The organism is Paenibacillus pedocola (genome assembly GCF_031599675.1).
Classification (GTDB): domain Bacteria; phylum Bacillota; class Bacilli; order Paenibacillales; family Paenibacillaceae; genus Paenibacillus_AQ; species Paenibacillus_AQ pedocola.
In genome coordinates, this window is the sequence record NZ_CP134223.1 from 5,692,365 (window position 1) to 5,707,321 (window position 14,957).

The window sequence follows — 14,957 nt, forward strand, 5'->3', positions numbered from 1 at the left end:
TTAGCCTCCTGTAACGCTTGATGCCTCTTATTATAGGAGCCGTCAATGGGTAAGGATATTCCCAGAATGTTTTAAAAAGAAATGACCCGCTCATCCGCCAACAGAATCAAATATGCTAGCTGCTCCGTTAATGTAAATTTGAATGACATTGTAGACTTGGATCCCTTTGTATTCAGCTAACGTTCCTCTTTAGTTGAACTAGAGTCGTTATAAAGCGAATCTGTTTTTTCAAGATAGTAATCTACCAGAACATAGATGAACCCTGCAATGACATAAAGAATAATAGCCGTCCTACTATCCAAATGATATTCCTCTATAAATCGTGATTCGTAAGACATGTGGAATAAAACGTATCCTCCAATACCACTCAGTGCTAAAATCATTAAACGGTCTATAAAAGGATTTGCTAACTTTCGAACAACCCAGGCTAAAGGAAACAGTACAATGGGGTATAGCACAGACGAAAGAAGGTACATCAAAAAAATAGTAACAAACCCCAGGTTTCGAAAACCGTAGTAATCAGTTGTGCTTATTTTATTCCCTTCCAGAAGCTCCAATCCAAAGTATGCCAAGGTATATAAAACTGATGAAATAACCCATAGCATTATGTGTTTAACTGCGCGCAAAGTAACCCCACCATTTATTTATTTTTATAACAAATAGGAATGCTGCCCGTTAGTAGAATAAAAGCAGCCCTCACGTTGATCGGCTGCCTTCTTGTTTTTATGGATCTGTCGTTTCCCGTTAGCCAATACAAGCTGCTTGTAGGTCACAAAAGTAAAGCCTTTATAAATAAATAGGAGTTTAAGAGTGTTTAGCCTTTTTTGTTTTGCGGGAAATAGTTGGACAATATTTTTAGGCTTTCTTCTCGCAATATTCCGCCTGTAACTTCAGGTTTATGGTATGAGTTTCCAAATACAATTTGAGAAGCATTGCTTCCCTGCTCGTCTAAAAGATCACATAGATCGATATCACTGGCGGCATAAACGAGTCGCCCAAGCTTTGTCCAAACCATCGCACCAGAGCACATAAAACATGGTTCACAGCTTGAATATAACGTGTAATCTTGTAAATCGGTTATGTGTGTTTCTGCACAGAATTTCCGTAGCAAGCCTGCTTCTGCATGGAACGTTGGATCAGTCGCTGAATAAATCTGGTTCTCGTTACTATAAACAATTTCACCATCTTTAACCAATACTGCACCAAAAGGTTCGTTACCATGCTCAACAGCAAGTTGAGAAAGTCTAATTGCTTCTTTCATGAAAAGTTCGTCTTGGCTCATTATTCTTTCCCTTCCTTCTACCCTCTATGATAGTTTTAACAAAATGGAATGTGATTTACGATTATAGCGTAATCACATATTACCTACTCTGACCCCTTAAGCGTAATAACTCTAATTCTTGAAGAACTTTCTTTACATCACAGTTGGGATTTAAGATATGGATCATCTCTTCCGTAATGGGGAAATCATCGTAAATTTTTGCAACAACATCTAATGATGGTGAACATTCAAAATAACCTATTGCAAATTCTACAAAATCCTCTGGTGTAAGGAATATACCGCCCACTAAAAAATCAGAGCCATCGCTTTCACCTTTTGGAATATCAACTTTTCCCTTGTGCCAGTTAATGTCACTGTTTTTACGCCAAATACAAAAAGTCACATCGTCTTTTTCAATTGCATCATCTTCAAGCAAAGATAATAATTCCTTTGGAACATCATCATAAATCCCTTGCCATACTTTATGTTCATCCTGCGCATATGGGCTTAATTCAGATTCATGATCGAAGCCTTTTATTATGGAGCCTTCAGAGGAAAACAAAATAATTAGATGATCACCTGCTCCATTATCTATTTTCGCCATACAAACACCCACATCCCAATCTTGAACAAAGCTATGGTAACGAAGCCATTCATCTTGACAAAGAATAATATTTAATGATGCTTGGAATTTCATTAGCTTTTTTAAGAGTATTGGGTTTGGTAAACGCTCTAACACATTTCCTTCCATGACTCCTCACCCTTTCATCTTTCCTTGCAAAGCAATTCACCCTCTCTTCATCTGCACAGCGTTTACGGCGAAGTCACATTATATGTTACAGTCTTTACCTTCCCGTCAGGCAGCGTGGCATAGGTGAACGTCATCACATTGCCCTCCCGCTTCTTCAGCACCAGCATTTTGGTCAGATAAAAGGAATCTGTCCCATCTGCCCGATCCCATTCCTTACGGTCCTCGCTGCTAATTAACTTCTCGCTCAGATTCGAGCCTAGTCCGCTCGCCGTATGAATGGCATACAAGCGCGTGTTTGTCATTAAACGCACCAGGATTATGTCCTCGGAAGCATACTCAACAGAGAAGTTTCCTTCCGTTCCTGTGATTGTCTTCAGGTCAAAGAGCTTGCCCAGACTGCCATCACTGTTGATGTACTGGATGCTCTTGCCGTCGGTCATATAGAGCTGTGTAGTCTTTAACAGCGGGGCTTTGATATAGGAAGCGCCGCTGTAGTGATATTCCATTTGCTTTACTATTTTCCCGCCTTGAATCAGAGCCTGGTAACCATTGCTGAAATCATTAAACATCGCATAGTGGTTATCAGTAAGCAGCAGCAGATCATAGCCTTTACCTACGTTCTTAATCTCCAGGGCATGCGTGTACGGCAAATCACCAAACGGAAGTTCGCCGATCAGCACGGGTTTGCCGGCAGATGAGGCGCTGTAGAAGACATCACCATTTTTTTGTGAGACCCAGTAGAATCTGCCTTGGGCAGATGCGACCGAATAACGGAGCTCATCCACAATATTCAGGCTGTTGCTGCTTTTGTCGTACACCGTTTTGCCGCCCATTGCACTGACCGCTGATACCAGCGGCACATAGATTTTACCTTTCAGGATCCGTGGAGCTTTGGTCAAGGCTGACGCTTTACCGTCTATTGTGGAGTTGATCACACCGGCTGTCACTGTAACTTCGCGTCCGGGACGAACGAGCTTCGCAGACTTAGTGCTCTGGTTCCAGCTAAGGGCATAGCCCATCGTCTGTGCCAGCTGCTGCAGCGGAACAAGCGTAGTTCCCCCCGTAACCACCTGGCTGCTTCCAAGTAAAGTCTCTTTATAATTCAGCAGAATATGGCTATCCGCCGCAGCGGACACGGAACCCGGGCTTAAAGCAATGGCTGCCGCCAGAATGCCAATTGAAAGCTTCCATTTTCTCATTGTGCCAATCTCCCCTCATCATTAGTTCTCTTTAATATTGGACGAGGCGCATTGGAAAAAGTTTCTATATAAATTGAAGTAGAACAGGTTCCGTCGCAACTACGGTGAATGTTTGGACTTCCGGCCGCTATTGTCTGCATATTTCTTTATTTTAACCGCTGCTAGCGGCAGAAATCTGAAGACAGCTTATGCTTCCGATGCTAGCTTTTCTGCGCAAAGCTTTCGGCGGACGCTTCCGCTCCTACAGTTCCAAAATCCCCCTCTGTTACTCCTTTCCCTTCCTCAATTTTATAAATCAAATCTACCAAAATAAGAACCTTTGCTGTGACATGCGCTTCTAATGAGCTTCAGGTTCTCTACAGACTATTTATTCTGTTAAACTAGTTATCAACATCATCCAAAGTATTCCACAATCTGTAAGGAGGCCTCCTATTATGTTCGAAACTATTAATTTTCCTGCATTAGTGCCTAATCCCGGTACAGTGATGGATATGCACGCCCTGCGAGGAATGGAGCCGCAGGCGGTATCCTTGCTGGCCTTAAATCAGGAGGGAGAACTCTGGCGGCTTGAACTGCATTCGGGGATTGCAGTCAAGCTGCTGCAAGTGGACATCCCCGGGTTCAATCCCGCACATCCGCAGCAGATTGTCCTCTCAAGGAATGAACGGTTTGCGGCTATTTCCAACCGCTTCGGCCAGAATGCCGCGCTTTATGATCTGCAGAGTCTTCAAGAGGTGATGAAGCTGTCCCGGGATGACTATCATTATGAAACCTGTACCTTTCCCCTGGCCTTCGCCGAGTTAGATAACCGTACGGTTCTTATCAAGGGCACAGAATGGAGGCGTCTGGATATGCTGGACATGGAGTCCGGTGCGCTGCTGACCGGGCGTGAATCGCCAGTATTCGATAGCGAGGACAAAGTGAGGTCGGAACATTACCTCGATTATTTCTATGGCAAGCTACATGTCTCACCAGACGGGGAATGGATCGTTAACACAGGGTGGATATGGCATCCTATCGGCAGCATCCGCGCCTGGCATCTTCCCTCCTGGATCGCCAACTGCTGGGAGGCGGAAGACGGTCCGACTGCTCATAACGTGTGGGAGTATCTGGAGGACTGGGACTATCCTATAGTCTGGATGGATGATCATACGTTCGCGGTGTGGGGCAAGATTTCTTCCGATATGTACGAAGAAGAGGAACTAGAGATATATGGGGATGATAAATATTCTACTATACTGGCTTTTTTTGATGTCAGGACCGGAGAGCGGAAGAAATTCTTTGTGAAAATGCCTGGATACCGAATGCAGTCGGACATAAAAGGAGTCTATTATCCGCATGCCCAAATGGCACAGGTACACGGAAAGCTTGTGTTATGGGGGCAAGATAACGGTCTCTCCGTCTGGAATACCGGCAATGGTGATATGGAGTACGCAGAGCAAACGTTATGTCCCGATTTCTACCATGAGCATGCGGGGCTATTTCTCCAGACTGACGAATCCGGCCGCTTTAGCGGTCTAAAATTAACATAACGGCGGCTATATATCAAACCGAAGTCACAAAAACACCCCGCCTGCCTGCAGTAACAACTACTGCAGACGGACAGGATGTCTTCAACATTTATTGATTAATCAGATAAGGGATTACCGGATAAGAGATCAGGTTGCGGTCTCTGTGTGCAGAAATGATTACGTCGCTATGTGCGCTCAGAATTCCATTTTGCAGCAGAACCGGCCGGAAGCCGCGCTCACTTGCCCCATTATAGGTGAATTGCACGCAATGCTCAGCCGAGAAGCCGGAAATGATCAGCAGCTCAACTCCATGATCCGTTAAAATCTGCTCCAGTTCCGTCTTCCAGAACGCATTGGAGTACTCTTTGGTTACCTTCAGATCACTATCCGACACTTGAACTTCGGGAATGATATTATAGTGCTCCTTCGTTGCTTCCTCCATGCCTTCAATATCCTGAATATGAATGATCAGCTGGTCCTTCGCCCGGAGTATATCTGAGACATAATTGATATATTCACAGGCCCGGTCCAATGTTTTCTTGTCCACATGATCCCGCACGTGGATTTCCTGCATATCGATAATCAAATAGCCCAGCTTCATTAAGAACCTCCTTGTAGGAAACGTTATGCCGATATCGTACAACATTGCAGGCGTGAAGCCAACTAAAGCAAGAAAAAAAGACCGCTCATTTGAAATGAGGCGATCTTCTGAACTGGCCTATATAATTCGTTATTCCTTCACGCCTCCGAGTGCTACACCCGCGATAATATACCGGGACAGGAGGAAGTAAACCACGAACAGCGGCAGAGATGTCAAAGCCAATCCCATATAGATTGAGCCGAACTCCATCTTGTAAATATCGCCCTTAAGTAAGCTTACCATGATCGGCATCGTATATTTTTCCTTCCTGGTCAGCAGTATCATCGGCATGAACAGGTTATTCCAGTTGGCTACAAAGGCAAAGATCGCCTGTGTCGCTACAGCTGGCATCATCAGCGGCAGGATAATCCGGTTGAATGTCTTGATTTCACCGGAACCATCCACACGTGAAGCTTCCACAATCTCATGGGACAACGTTGCCAGCAGATACTGGCGCATGAAGAAGACTACCGCAGGCGCTGCAATTGCAGGCAGAATCAGCGGAAGGAAGCTATTGGTCCAATGCAGTTTATACATAAACTGATAGAAACCGATTGCGCTGGCCTGGGATGGAATCATCATTACGCAAATAATGAAAGTAAAGAATGGCTTGCGCAGCTTCCATTTATAGGTCACAAGTCCATAGGCGGCCAAGGACGAGAAATAGACTGTGCAAAGCGTTGCAAAAGTGGAAATAATCAATGAATTCAGAAATCCGTGAAGCGGATCAAAGCTTTTGTCGAGCAGTACATGCAAGTTTCTCGACAGGTGGGACGAAGGAAGCAGTGAAAGGCCGCTTTGGATTTCTGGTGTAGAGCGCGTGGCATTGACAAACATGATCCAGAACGGAAGAATACTGAGCACCGCCAAGAAGATACAGATGATATAAATGATTGTCTTGCTTATTTTTGTGTTAACGGCACTGCTTTTCTTAATTTTTTCCATGGTCTACACCTCCCTCACGGCTGCTTTGGCAGCTTTTCTATAAGTTTTTTGTGCTTTTTTCAATTTAGCTTCATCACGGTCACGCATCAGGTAGAACAGGAAGCCTGACAGAATCCCGGAAATTACGAACATGATCATGCTCGCTGCTGCAGCGCGGTTATACAGATAGCTGCCCTTGAACGCTTGCCCGTAGATAAACATAGAAGTGGTGAGGGTAGAGTCATCCGGTCCGCCTGCAAGGAACAGCTGCGGAATATCAAACATAGTCAAACCACCGACCATGGATGTAATCAATGTGAACAATAAAATGGTACGCAGGCTCGGCAGCGTAATGCGGAAGAAGGTCTGGAACCCGTTAGCACCATCAATCGCCGCAGATTCAAAGAGCGCAGGATTGATACCCATAACGCCAGCAATAAGAATGATCATCGTGTTACCGTACCACATCCAGAATTGGATGAACGCCACAATGCCACGTGCCGTTGACTTATCCTGAAGGAAGTTAATCGGTGCGTGGGACCATCCCATCATATCAAATAAGCTATTCACAGGGCCTACCGGATAGGCAAACAAAGTGCTGAATAGTACGGCGATTGTACTCGCAGTGATAATATTAGGCATATAGAGCAAAACCTTGAACAGGCCTTTCCCCTTTATGTTAAGACGCGCGTTCGTGAACCATGCAGTGAGCAGGAGTGCGAGGATAATCTGGGGAACAAAGTTGAGAATCCAGAGTACTCCCGTATTGATTAGAGACTTCCTGAATGAAGGGTTGTCAAACAGGAGATCTTTGAAGTTTTGAAAAGGATTATCCAGAATGTGGATTGGTTTCGGTATGAGTCCCTGCATATTGGTGAATCCGATGAATGCCGTATATAAAATGGGATACAGCGAGAAGATCAGAAATGCCAGGACAAACGGAAAGGTAAAAATATAGCCGAATTTCGAATAGTTGACACCTTTGCGGCGCATGCTCTCACCTCATATTAATTGATATTAGGGGCGGGAAAACTCGCCCGCCCCTTCTGCTACCGCTTATTCGCTTTCAATATTAAGCTGGTCTTTAACTTGCTGTTTGAAGGTTGCGAGCGCTTTATCACGGGACTTGTTACCCGCTGTGTACTCACGCACTTGATCACGCCAGAGCTTATTGATCGTTTCATCGTACTGAGTCAAGTTCTTACCGGAAGCGTTAGCATTAGCTGGAACAAATACATCGAACATATTCTGTCCGCCGAGCAATGGAACTTCACCATTGGATTTGCTCATAACTACGGAGGAAGCTACGCTATCCTTAGTACCTTGCTCGCCTTCCTTCATAGTGCCGTTAGCCCAGTAATATTGGAGGCCTGTTTCGGAAGTATCGAGTGTTACCCATTTGATAAAGTCAGCAACTGCTTGTTTCTTAGCATCATCCTTGGTAACTTGTTGGTTGGCAAGCAACCAAGTACCTCCCCAGAAGAATCCTGTTGGCGGCTCAGTTACAGCCCAGTCGCCGCTTGTATCTTTCACTTGATCTTTCATCGTATAGTTGATGAGCCAAGCAGGACCGAAGAAGCCGAATACCGGTTGAGCGCCTGAACCGGACATATCTGCGAACCAAGCTTCTGTCCAGTCAGTCGTATCATTGTAATAGCCATTGTCTTTCAGCTTTTTGGAGAGATCAAGGAACTCTTCACGCTTAGGATCAATATGAAGCTTGCCGTCAACAAGCCAGCCTGTGTCAGAACTGTTCTCAATTGCGTGCCAAATGTCTCCATCACCGGATACCATGCCATAACCCTTAGCTTTTACCTTGGCAGCTGCTTCGAAGAACTTATCCCAGCCCGGGCCAATTTCGGTTTTGATTGTAGCAGGATCGTCTGTTCCAAACACATCCTTGGCAAGCGAGCGGCGATAGATGAAGGCACCGCCAGTCGCCTGGTAGCCTAGACCCTTCAGCTGTCCGTCTTTACTGCCGATATCTACGGAGTATTGGGCGATGCCCGCATCCTTAACCATCTGGTCATCAAGGCCCAGGTCAGCATAATTCGCTGCATAGGAGGAAGCGTCGCCTTGCGTATACTTGAGCACGAATGCTGATTCTGCTGCATAAATGTCCGGGGCATCTTTACCACCAGCAGCCAGGGCCTGGTCAAGAGCTGGCTGATAAGCGCCATCGGTAGTAGCAATAACTGTGGTTTTGAACTCTACATTTGCATCAGGATGGGTTTCAATATACTTTTTGGTCATGTTCGGAATCTCATCCGTGAAACTCCAGAGATTGATGGTGACTTTCTCACCATTGCTCTTTGCCGGAGCTTCGGTAGCGTTTGCAGCCGGGGCTGTAGTTGGGCTTGATGCGTTTGAGTTCGAGTTTGAATTTGAGTTACCGCCGCACGCTGCGAGAGCAGATGACATCACGAGCAATGTGGAGATTCCTACTAAAACACGTTTCATACTTTTCATACTTTGCCTCCCCTTTTTTTCTTAATCACTCGGTTTTATGTAACCGCATTCATATTATAGAACCTAGGGATCCCGGACATAAGTCACCTGCCATTGGGAGAAATTCCACTATTTTTGGATTTCACTCCCTATTAGACAAAAAAAGACACCCGGGCTATGCCCGGGCGCCTCATGCTCTCAAATGTTCTATTATTCTAGTTCAGCAGGTTTTGTAATCGGTGTAACCTTGTTGTTCTTAGAATATTTAGCTTCAATTTTTGTGGTATATGTATCCTTTGTTCCGTCCGCAGCCAGCGCATAACTTAGATCCACGGTCAGCTTTTCTGTCTGCCAGGTCTTGGTATTGAGGAACAATTTCCAGGTCGCGCTTTTCGGCTCCAGCGTCTCGCCGTCCCAGAGATTTTCCTGGTCGTAGAGGGCAATGAGTCCCTTAGCCGCTGCCGGATCGGTTACCGTAACCTGCAGAACAGTCTGGGTGCCGACAGTAGTAACTTTCATCGACTTTTTAACATTTTTAACCGAATTCAGCATCGATGCAGGATCATACTGGGCTTTGGAATAAAAAGACTCCCATTCCTGCTTCTCCAGTCCAAGCCAATACTGTGCCTCAGGATCGATGGGCTCTCCGTCGCCGTCCGTTACTGCATCAGAGCTGCTAACCTCTCCATCTTCTCCGGTATCTGCGGCTGTATCCTCAGAATCAGCAATAAGTTCGCTTCCGTCTACAAGATAGTAGAATTCCTTATCATTGGCATATAAATCGTAAGATGTTTCCAGTAAACTGATATCCACATTGCCTGCAGCCGCAAAATTCGGCAGACGGCTGATATCCAGCTTCAGCGTGTTGGTGTTGCTGACCTTCACTCCGCCGGTCTGAATCTCCTGTTTCTTGATCACATCCAGGTGGAAATTTTTCAGCGTTTTGGCAGCTGCTGTTACTTTGCCGATGACTTGATCCACGGTAGGCGGTTTGGCAGCTGTTGTTGCTGCTGAGGCTACTTCAGGACCAGGCATCCAGCCCACCGTTCCGGACAGCAGCAATGCACCTGCGGCCATAATTGTACCTACTGTTTTTGAAACCTTCTTCATGTAGTTCCCCTTTCGGGTCCTTGCGTTAATCATAGATATCCCTATGCAGCCTGGCAATCATGACCGTCTATCCGGCGGCTTTAGACCCATGGCTTTGTGTCATCCTCTTTCGGGGATTTTACCTTTAACGCGGACATTCGATTATTGGATTTAACTTCCGGGATGCTTGTCCCTTTAATAATTTATCATGGTTATAATTACCTGTAAAACAAAACCGGTCTTAGTCCCCTGCAATTCAGGACCAAGACCGGTTTGTGGTTTATAAATTCGCTTAATGCGCTATACTTCTCCCGTTCCCACACTGGAAAGGAAGAACTCATATTCAAGGGTTTGCTCTGCCGGAATCGTATATTCCTTATGCACCGGCGCGCCCCAGCTATCATCTCCGCCTACACCCATTTGTCTTCCGGCTACCGTCACTACAGTGTAGTGAACCGGCGGGAGCTCAAACGGATGTGCGGCATGCTCCAGCTCGAATGCAGTATAAGGAGACAATGTACACTCTACAGGAGCGTTTGCGGGAGCTGTGATCTGCAGGCCGATCCCCGCTTCATCGGTAATCTTCACACGGCGTACACCGGTACGGTTACCGGATTCCTGCGGCACGAGATACCTGGACGGCAGCTCCTGCACCTTCCGGCTGAACACGCCAAGTCTGGCGCCGAACGCACGGTCGATGTAGTTCTCCTCAGGTCCCATCGCATACCATTCCGACTGATTGTAATCCGCTGACATTTTGAAGGATAAAGCCACGATTGGCAGGTTCGGAAGTCCGGCAGCACCGGTATAACGCGTACGTACTCTTACTGTTCCGTCACCGTAGACGGTATAAGCTGTCTTGAACGCCAGCTCTTCATGAATACTGAACCGGTAATCGAAGCTTACCGTTACTGAACCTTCCTGCTGCTCAAGGCTGACCTCAACGCATTTGCGTGCCAGACTTGCCGCATACCAGGTTCCGGCATGGTACCCGAGCTGGGTTCCCTTGTCATTGTCGGTAGTCGCACGCCAGAACAGCGGGGCCGGAGGGGCCTCAATCATTTCGTGTCCATGGTAGTTCAGCGACACCAGCGAACCGACCTGTTTGGAGAACAGCACAGTGAAGCCTTCACCGAGGACGCCGATCTGCACATCCCCTTCCACAACCTTAAGTTCGCCGGCTGGCAGCTCTGCTTCAGTCTCCTCTACTACAAAGACAGACTCGCCGAAGGCAATTTCATATCCCGCTTCGGCCCAAAGCTCTTCTTCCTTCAGCACCAGGGAAGCCTGAATGCTGTATTCGCCCGGAGTTCCTTCCGTCTGCGGAAGCTCAATCGGTACCAGCACTTCACTTTGCGGAGCTGTATTAACTTCAGCAGTCCACTTGCCGAGCAGCTCACCTTCACAGTACAGGCTATATTCCAGGGCCAGATGATCTGTTCCTGCGAACAAGCTCTCATTGATGAGACGAATACCCGTTTTTCCAGGCTCCAGCTTGTAGTTCTGATACAGGAATTTAACCTCCTGCATCTTCGGAGTCCACTTGCGGTCTGCGAAGACAATGCCGTTGCCGCAGAAGCTATAATCTGTCGGACGGTCGCCGAAATCGCCGCCGTAAGCGAAGAACTCATTACCATAGCGGTCCTTCTTCAGTATCGACTGGTCGATATAATCCCAGATGAAGCCGCCCTGGTACATCGGGTACTTGTTCTCCAGCTCCGTGTATTTATGCATGCCACCGACAGAGTTGCCCATTGCATGCATGTATTCGCAGCTGAGATACGGCTTGTCCGGACTAGCGTTCAGATATTCCTCGATGTCGGCCGGCTTGGCGTACATCCGGCTCTCCATATCGCTTGTATCATTATAATTGCGGTCATAGAACACGCCTTCATAGTGAACCAGACGGCTGTTATCCCGGCTGCGGAACCAGTTCGCCACATCCAGAATGACTTGCCCTGCATACGATTCGTTACCGCACGACCAGATCAGAATGGACGGATGGTTCTTATCCCGCTCAACCATGTTGATCGCACGGTCCAGCACGATGTCATGCCATTTCGGATCATTGTGCGGAATGTTCCAGGAAGGCTCAACCGCGCCCATCTTCTGCCAGGATCCGTGGGTTTCCAGGTTCATCTCATCAATCACATAAACTCCATATTCATCGCACAGCTCATACCATAACGTCTGGTTCGGATAGTGCGAGGTACGGACGGCGTTGATATTGCTTCTCTTCAGCGTCTGAATATCCCACAGCATATCCTCGCGGGTAATATTGCGGCCGGTGCGGCAGTTGAATTCATGACGGTTAACACCTTTGAACACAATCCGCTTGCCGTTGATGCACATCAGCTTGTTCTTCATTTCGAACCGGCGGAAGCCGGCTTTCTGCACAACAGCTTCCACAACCGCTCCGTCTGCACCGGTTAGCGAGATACAAACCGTATAGAGATAAGGATTCTCAGCACTCCAGGTCAGCACATCTGCCACTTCTCCGGAAAGCGTAAGCTCCTGTCCGTTAAAGGCTCCTTCAGTGCTCAGACGGACTTCCCCGTCCCGGTCCTTCAGCTCAAGCTTGGCGCTGACGGCTTCCTGCGGCGTATCCAGCAGCCGCATGGTTACGCTCAGGCTGCCTTGCGTATAAGTATCATCCAGCTCTGCCCGCACCTCAAGATCACGGATATGATGCTTCGGAACAGTGTACAAATAGACCTCACGGAAAATCCCGGAGAACCGCCAGAAATCCTGATCCTCCAGCCAGCCCCCGGTACTCCGTTGATACACTTCAACGGCCAGTTTGTTTTTGCCTGCCCGCATAAACGGGGTCAGATCAAATTCCGACGGGGTAAAACTGTCCTCGGCATAGCCGACGAATTCGCCGTTCAGCCAGACGTAGAAGGCCGACTCCACACCCTGGAAGGAGATGAAGAGCGGTCCATTCTCCATATTCTCCGGCAGGCGGAATTCCTTTACATAGCTGCCGACCGGGTTATGCTCTGGAGAGATATGCGGCGGGCGGAGATCAATCAGTCCATCCCAGGGGTACATTGTATTGACATATTGCGGCCGGCCGTAGCCCTGCAGCTGGATATGTCCGGGAACCTGAATATTGTCCCAGCCGGTGCAATTATAGTCTTCTTTATAAAAAGCTTCTACACGGCTCGCCGGATTCGGCGCGTAGCTGAATTTCCAGCTCCCGTTCAGACTGTAGCGCATATCCATCGGCGCACCAGCCTCTGCCTCAGCCATATGATTATAATAACGGTGGTCCGAATGAGCCTCTACCCGGTTCACCTTGAAGGTACCCGGATCTTCCAGCCAGCTCAGGCTTGGAGTAACTGCCAATTTCATTTCCTCCTTCAGAACGTGGACTTGATATCATTTATTTCACGGATCCCACCATGCCGGCAACGAACTGCTTCTGCATTAGGAAGAAGACAAGTGCTGTCGGAAGTGTGGAGATGACAACTGCGGCCATAATCACGCCGAAATCCGGGGAGTAGCTGGAGCCCAGGTTCGAGATCAGCAGCGGAATGGTCCGTTTCTCCGGGGTCTGCAGCACGATCAGCGGCCAGAGGTAGTTATTCCAGCTGGACATGAACGTGATGATTGCGGCAGCAGAGTAGGTAGTCTTCATTGTCGGAATATAAATTTTGAAGAATAGACCCAGCTCCGATAATCCGTCGATCCGTCCGGCTTCCAGCAGCTCCCGCGGGAACATCTTCGAGCTCTGCCGGAAGAAGAAGATCAGGAACGCCGTAGTGAACGTCGGCAGGACAACCGCAGCGACTGTGTTAACCCCGATAAGCGGAGCAGCAGCCGACAGTTTGGAGAACATTTGATACAGCGGAACCATCAGCGCGGCGAAAGGGATCATCATGGATAATAATAACAGATTGAAGACCATATCCTTCGCTTTGCTGCGGTAAATTTCAAATCCGTATCCGGCCAGGGAGGCAACCAGCAGGGCCAGAACCGTTGTTGTCAGGGCAATTTTGAGTGTATTCCACAGGGCAGGCACAAGGTTGATGGACTCCGTCAGCTTTCGGATATTGTCAAACAGATGCGTACCGGGAAGCATTCTTCCCTGAGTTACGTCCACTGAAAGATTTGTCGCGCTGATAATCATCCACAGAAACGGAAAAATCGAAACGAACGCTACAATGGACAGAAAAACATAAATTGGGGCACGGCGTAAAGTTCTCATTATTTATCATCACCTGCCAGTTTGATTTGAAGGAAGGCCAATACAATGATCATGATTACGATAGAATACGATACAGTCGCAGCATATCCAAAATCAGGCGTGTACTTGAACGAAAGATTGTAAATATATTGGGAAATGGAGAGCGTCGCGTTGCCGGGACCTCCCTTAGTTATATTCATAATTTCATCGAACAGCTGCAGAGTACCAATTGTCGAGGTAATCGACGTAAAGAGAATGATCGGTTTGAGCAGCGGTACGGTAATCGAGAAAAATTGTCTCGGGCCGGAAGCACCGTCAATCCGTGCAGCTTCATAAATGGAACTGTCGATGTTTTGCAGCGAGGAGAGGAAGAAGATCATATTGTATCCCGTCCAGCGCCAGGTTATGGCGATAATAATCGTAACTTTCGCCCAGAAGGGATCGGAGATCCACTGGATCGGTTCAGACAGGATGTGCAGGTTCATTAAAGCCAGGTTGATCAGACCGTCATTCCCAAACAGATATTTGAATACAACGGAGTAAGCTACAAGTGAGGTTACACAAGGCAGGAAGATCGCAGTACGGAAAAAGCCTTTGAAGCGCAGCTTGCTGTCATTCAGCAGTACCGAAATCATCATCGCAAACACGATCATAACCGGCACCTGCACAATCAGGAACAAGAAGGTATTCTTGACGGCGGTAAAAAAGGTTTTGTCACTCAGCAGGCGCTTGTAATTCGCTAACCCGTCGAAGTGAAGATTAGCCCCTGCGCCCGTTTTGAACGAGAGCAGCAGTGCCTGAATCATCGGATAGAAATAAAACAGACAGATCATGAGGACGGCCCCGGCAATAAATAACCAGCCGGTAAGCTTAGCGCGGTTGCGTATGGTATGGTTCACAGCTCTCATTCCTTTCTCTATACAGGCGTAAATCTTTAAAAGGAGA

At 47.4% G+C, this 14,957-nt stretch carries 13 protein-coding genes and 1 riboswitch; of the genes, 1 reads left to right on the forward strand and 12 read right to left on the reverse strand.

The window, feature by feature from the left end; all coding sequences use genetic code 11:
- Window positions 1-176: 176 nt before the first annotated feature.
- From QU597_RS25230 to QU597_RS25245, 4 genes are all read right to left on the reverse strand, one after another.
- A complete protein-coding gene (locus QU597_RS25230) occupies window positions 177-626 on the reverse strand; it encodes a hypothetical protein (RefSeq protein ID WP_310830327.1) in 450 nt (149 codons plus the stop codon).
- A gap of 188 nt (window positions 627-814) precedes the next feature.
- Window positions 815-1,282 (reverse strand): nucleoside deaminase, encoded by a 468-nt coding sequence (locus QU597_RS25235; RefSeq protein WP_310830328.1) that lies wholly within the window; start codon window positions 1,280-1,282, stop codon window positions 815-817.
- Between the two features lie 79 nt (window positions 1,283-1,361).
- On the reverse strand, window positions 1,362-2,012 hold the full coding sequence (locus tag QU597_RS25240; protein WP_310830329.1) for a hypothetical protein: 651 nt from the start codon (window positions 2,010-2,012) through the stop codon (window positions 1,362-1,364).
- 62 nt (window positions 2,013-2,074) lie between these two features.
- Window positions 2,075-3,211, reverse strand: a complete 1,137-nt coding sequence (locus tag QU597_RS25245; protein WP_310830330.1) for a copper amine oxidase N-terminal domain-containing protein — start codon at window positions 3,209-3,211, stop codon at window positions 2,075-2,077.
- A gap of 434 nt (window positions 3,212-3,645) precedes the next feature.
- On the opposite strand from QU597_RS25245, the gene QU597_RS25250 reads away from it, so the two are divergent.
- Window positions 3,646-4,743, forward strand: coding sequence for a hypothetical protein (locus QU597_RS25250; protein ID WP_310830331.1), 1,098 nt, complete (start codon window positions 3,646-3,648; stop codon window positions 4,741-4,743).
- A gap of 88 nt (window positions 4,744-4,831) precedes the next feature.
- On the opposite strand, the gene QU597_RS25255 is transcribed toward QU597_RS25250, so the two are convergent.
- The 8 genes from QU597_RS25255 to QU597_RS25290 all read right to left on the reverse strand — a co-directional run bounded on the left by QU597_RS25255 (window position 4,832) and on the right by QU597_RS25290 (window position 14,920).
- The gene (locus tag QU597_RS25255; protein WP_310830332.1) at window positions 4,832-5,323 is read right to left on the reverse strand and encodes a cysteine hydrolase family protein; all 492 of its coding nucleotides are present in this window, start codon (window positions 5,321-5,323) and stop codon (window positions 4,832-4,834) included.
- A gap of 129 nt (window positions 5,324-5,452) precedes the next feature.
- Window positions 5,453-6,307, reverse strand: a complete 855-nt coding sequence (locus tag QU597_RS25260) for a carbohydrate ABC transporter permease (RefSeq protein ID WP_310830333.1) — start codon at window positions 6,305-6,307, stop codon at window positions 5,453-5,455.
- Between the two features lie 3 nt (window positions 6,308-6,310).
- Window positions 6,311-7,279 (reverse strand): carbohydrate ABC transporter permease, encoded by a 969-nt coding sequence (locus QU597_RS25265; protein ID WP_310830334.1) that lies wholly within the window; start codon window positions 7,277-7,279, stop codon window positions 6,311-6,313.
- Between the two features lie 63 nt (window positions 7,280-7,342).
- Window positions 7,343-8,755, reverse strand: a complete 1,413-nt coding sequence (locus QU597_RS25270; RefSeq protein WP_310830335.1) for an ABC transporter substrate-binding protein — start codon at window positions 8,753-8,755, stop codon at window positions 7,343-7,345.
- Between the two features lie 189 nt (window positions 8,756-8,944).
- Complete coding sequence (locus QU597_RS25275) at window positions 8,945-9,844, reverse strand: DUF6612 family protein (RefSeq protein ID WP_310830336.1); 900 nt, start codon at window positions 9,842-9,844, stop codon at window positions 8,945-8,947.
- A 41-nt stretch (window positions 9,845-9,885) separates the two neighbouring features.
- Window positions 9,886-9,977, reverse strand: a riboswitch (cyclic di-GMP riboswitch).
- Between the two features lie 146 nt (window positions 9,978-10,123).
- Window positions 10,124-13,177 (reverse strand): beta-galactosidase, LacZ type, encoded by a 3,054-nt coding sequence (gene lacZ / locus QU597_RS25280; RefSeq protein WP_310830337.1) that lies wholly within the window; start codon window positions 13,175-13,177, stop codon window positions 10,124-10,126.
- Between the two features lie 31 nt (window positions 13,178-13,208).
- Window positions 13,209-14,033 carry a carbohydrate ABC transporter permease gene (locus QU597_RS25285; protein WP_206102131.1) on the reverse strand — a complete coding sequence of 275 codons (825 nt, stop codon included), beginning with the start codon at window positions 14,031-14,033 and terminating at the stop codon, window positions 13,209-13,211.
- Window positions 14,033-14,920, reverse strand: coding sequence for a carbohydrate ABC transporter permease (locus QU597_RS25290; RefSeq protein ID WP_310830338.1), 888 nt, complete (start codon window positions 14,918-14,920; stop codon window positions 14,033-14,035). The genes QU597_RS25285 and QU597_RS25290 overlap by 1 nt, the downstream gene beginning before the upstream one ends.
- Window positions 14,921-14,957: the final 37 nt, after the last annotated feature.

What these genes read in the sequence shown, in the direction of transcription:
- QU597_RS25235 (WP_310830328.1), bottom strand. Translation starts at nt 1,282, where the DNA reads ATGAGCCAAGACGAACTTTTCATGAAAGAAGCAATTAGACTTTCTCAA.
- QU597_RS25240 (WP_310830329.1), bottom strand. Translation starts at nt 2,012, where the DNA reads ATGGAAGGAAATGTGTTAGAGCGTTTACCAAACCCAATACTCTTAAAA.
- QU597_RS25265 (WP_310830334.1), bottom strand. Translation starts at nt 7,279, where the DNA reads ATGCGCCGCAAAGGTGTCAACTATTCGAAATTCGGCTATATTTTTACC.
- QU597_RS25275 (WP_310830336.1), bottom strand. Translation starts at nt 9,844, where the DNA reads ATGAAGAAGGTTTCAAAAACAGTAGGTACAATTATGGCCGCAGGTGCA.
- QU597_RS25250 (WP_310830331.1), top strand. Translation starts at nt 3,646, where the DNA reads ATGTTCGAAACTATTAATTTTCCTGCATTAGTGCCTAATCCCGGTACA.
- QU597_RS25270 (WP_310830335.1), bottom strand. Translation starts at nt 8,755, where the DNA reads ATGAAAAGTATGAAACGTGTTTTAGTAGGAATCTCCACATTGCTCGTG.
- QU597_RS25290 (WP_310830338.1), bottom strand. Translation starts at nt 14,920, where the DNA reads ATGAGAGCTGTGAACCATACCATACGCAACCGCGCTAAGCTTACCGGC.
- QU597_RS25245 (WP_310830330.1), bottom strand. Translation starts at nt 3,211, where the DNA reads ATGAGAAAATGGAAGCTTTCAATTGGCATTCTGGCGGCAGCCATTGCT.
- QU597_RS25260 (WP_310830333.1), bottom strand. Translation starts at nt 6,307, where the DNA reads ATGGAAAAAATTAAGAAAAGCAGTGCCGTTAACACAAAAATAAGCAAG.
- QU597_RS25285 (WP_206102131.1), bottom strand. Translation starts at nt 14,033, where the DNA reads ATGAGAACTTTACGCCGTGCCCCAATTTATGTTTTTCTGTCCATTGTA.
- lacZ (WP_310830337.1), bottom strand. Translation starts at nt 13,177, where the DNA reads ATGAAATTGGCAGTTACTCCAAGCCTGAGCTGGCTGGAAGATCCGGGT.
- QU597_RS25255 (WP_310830332.1), bottom strand. Translation starts at nt 5,323, where the DNA reads ATGAAGCTGGGCTATTTGATTATCGATATGCAGGAAATCCACGTGCGG.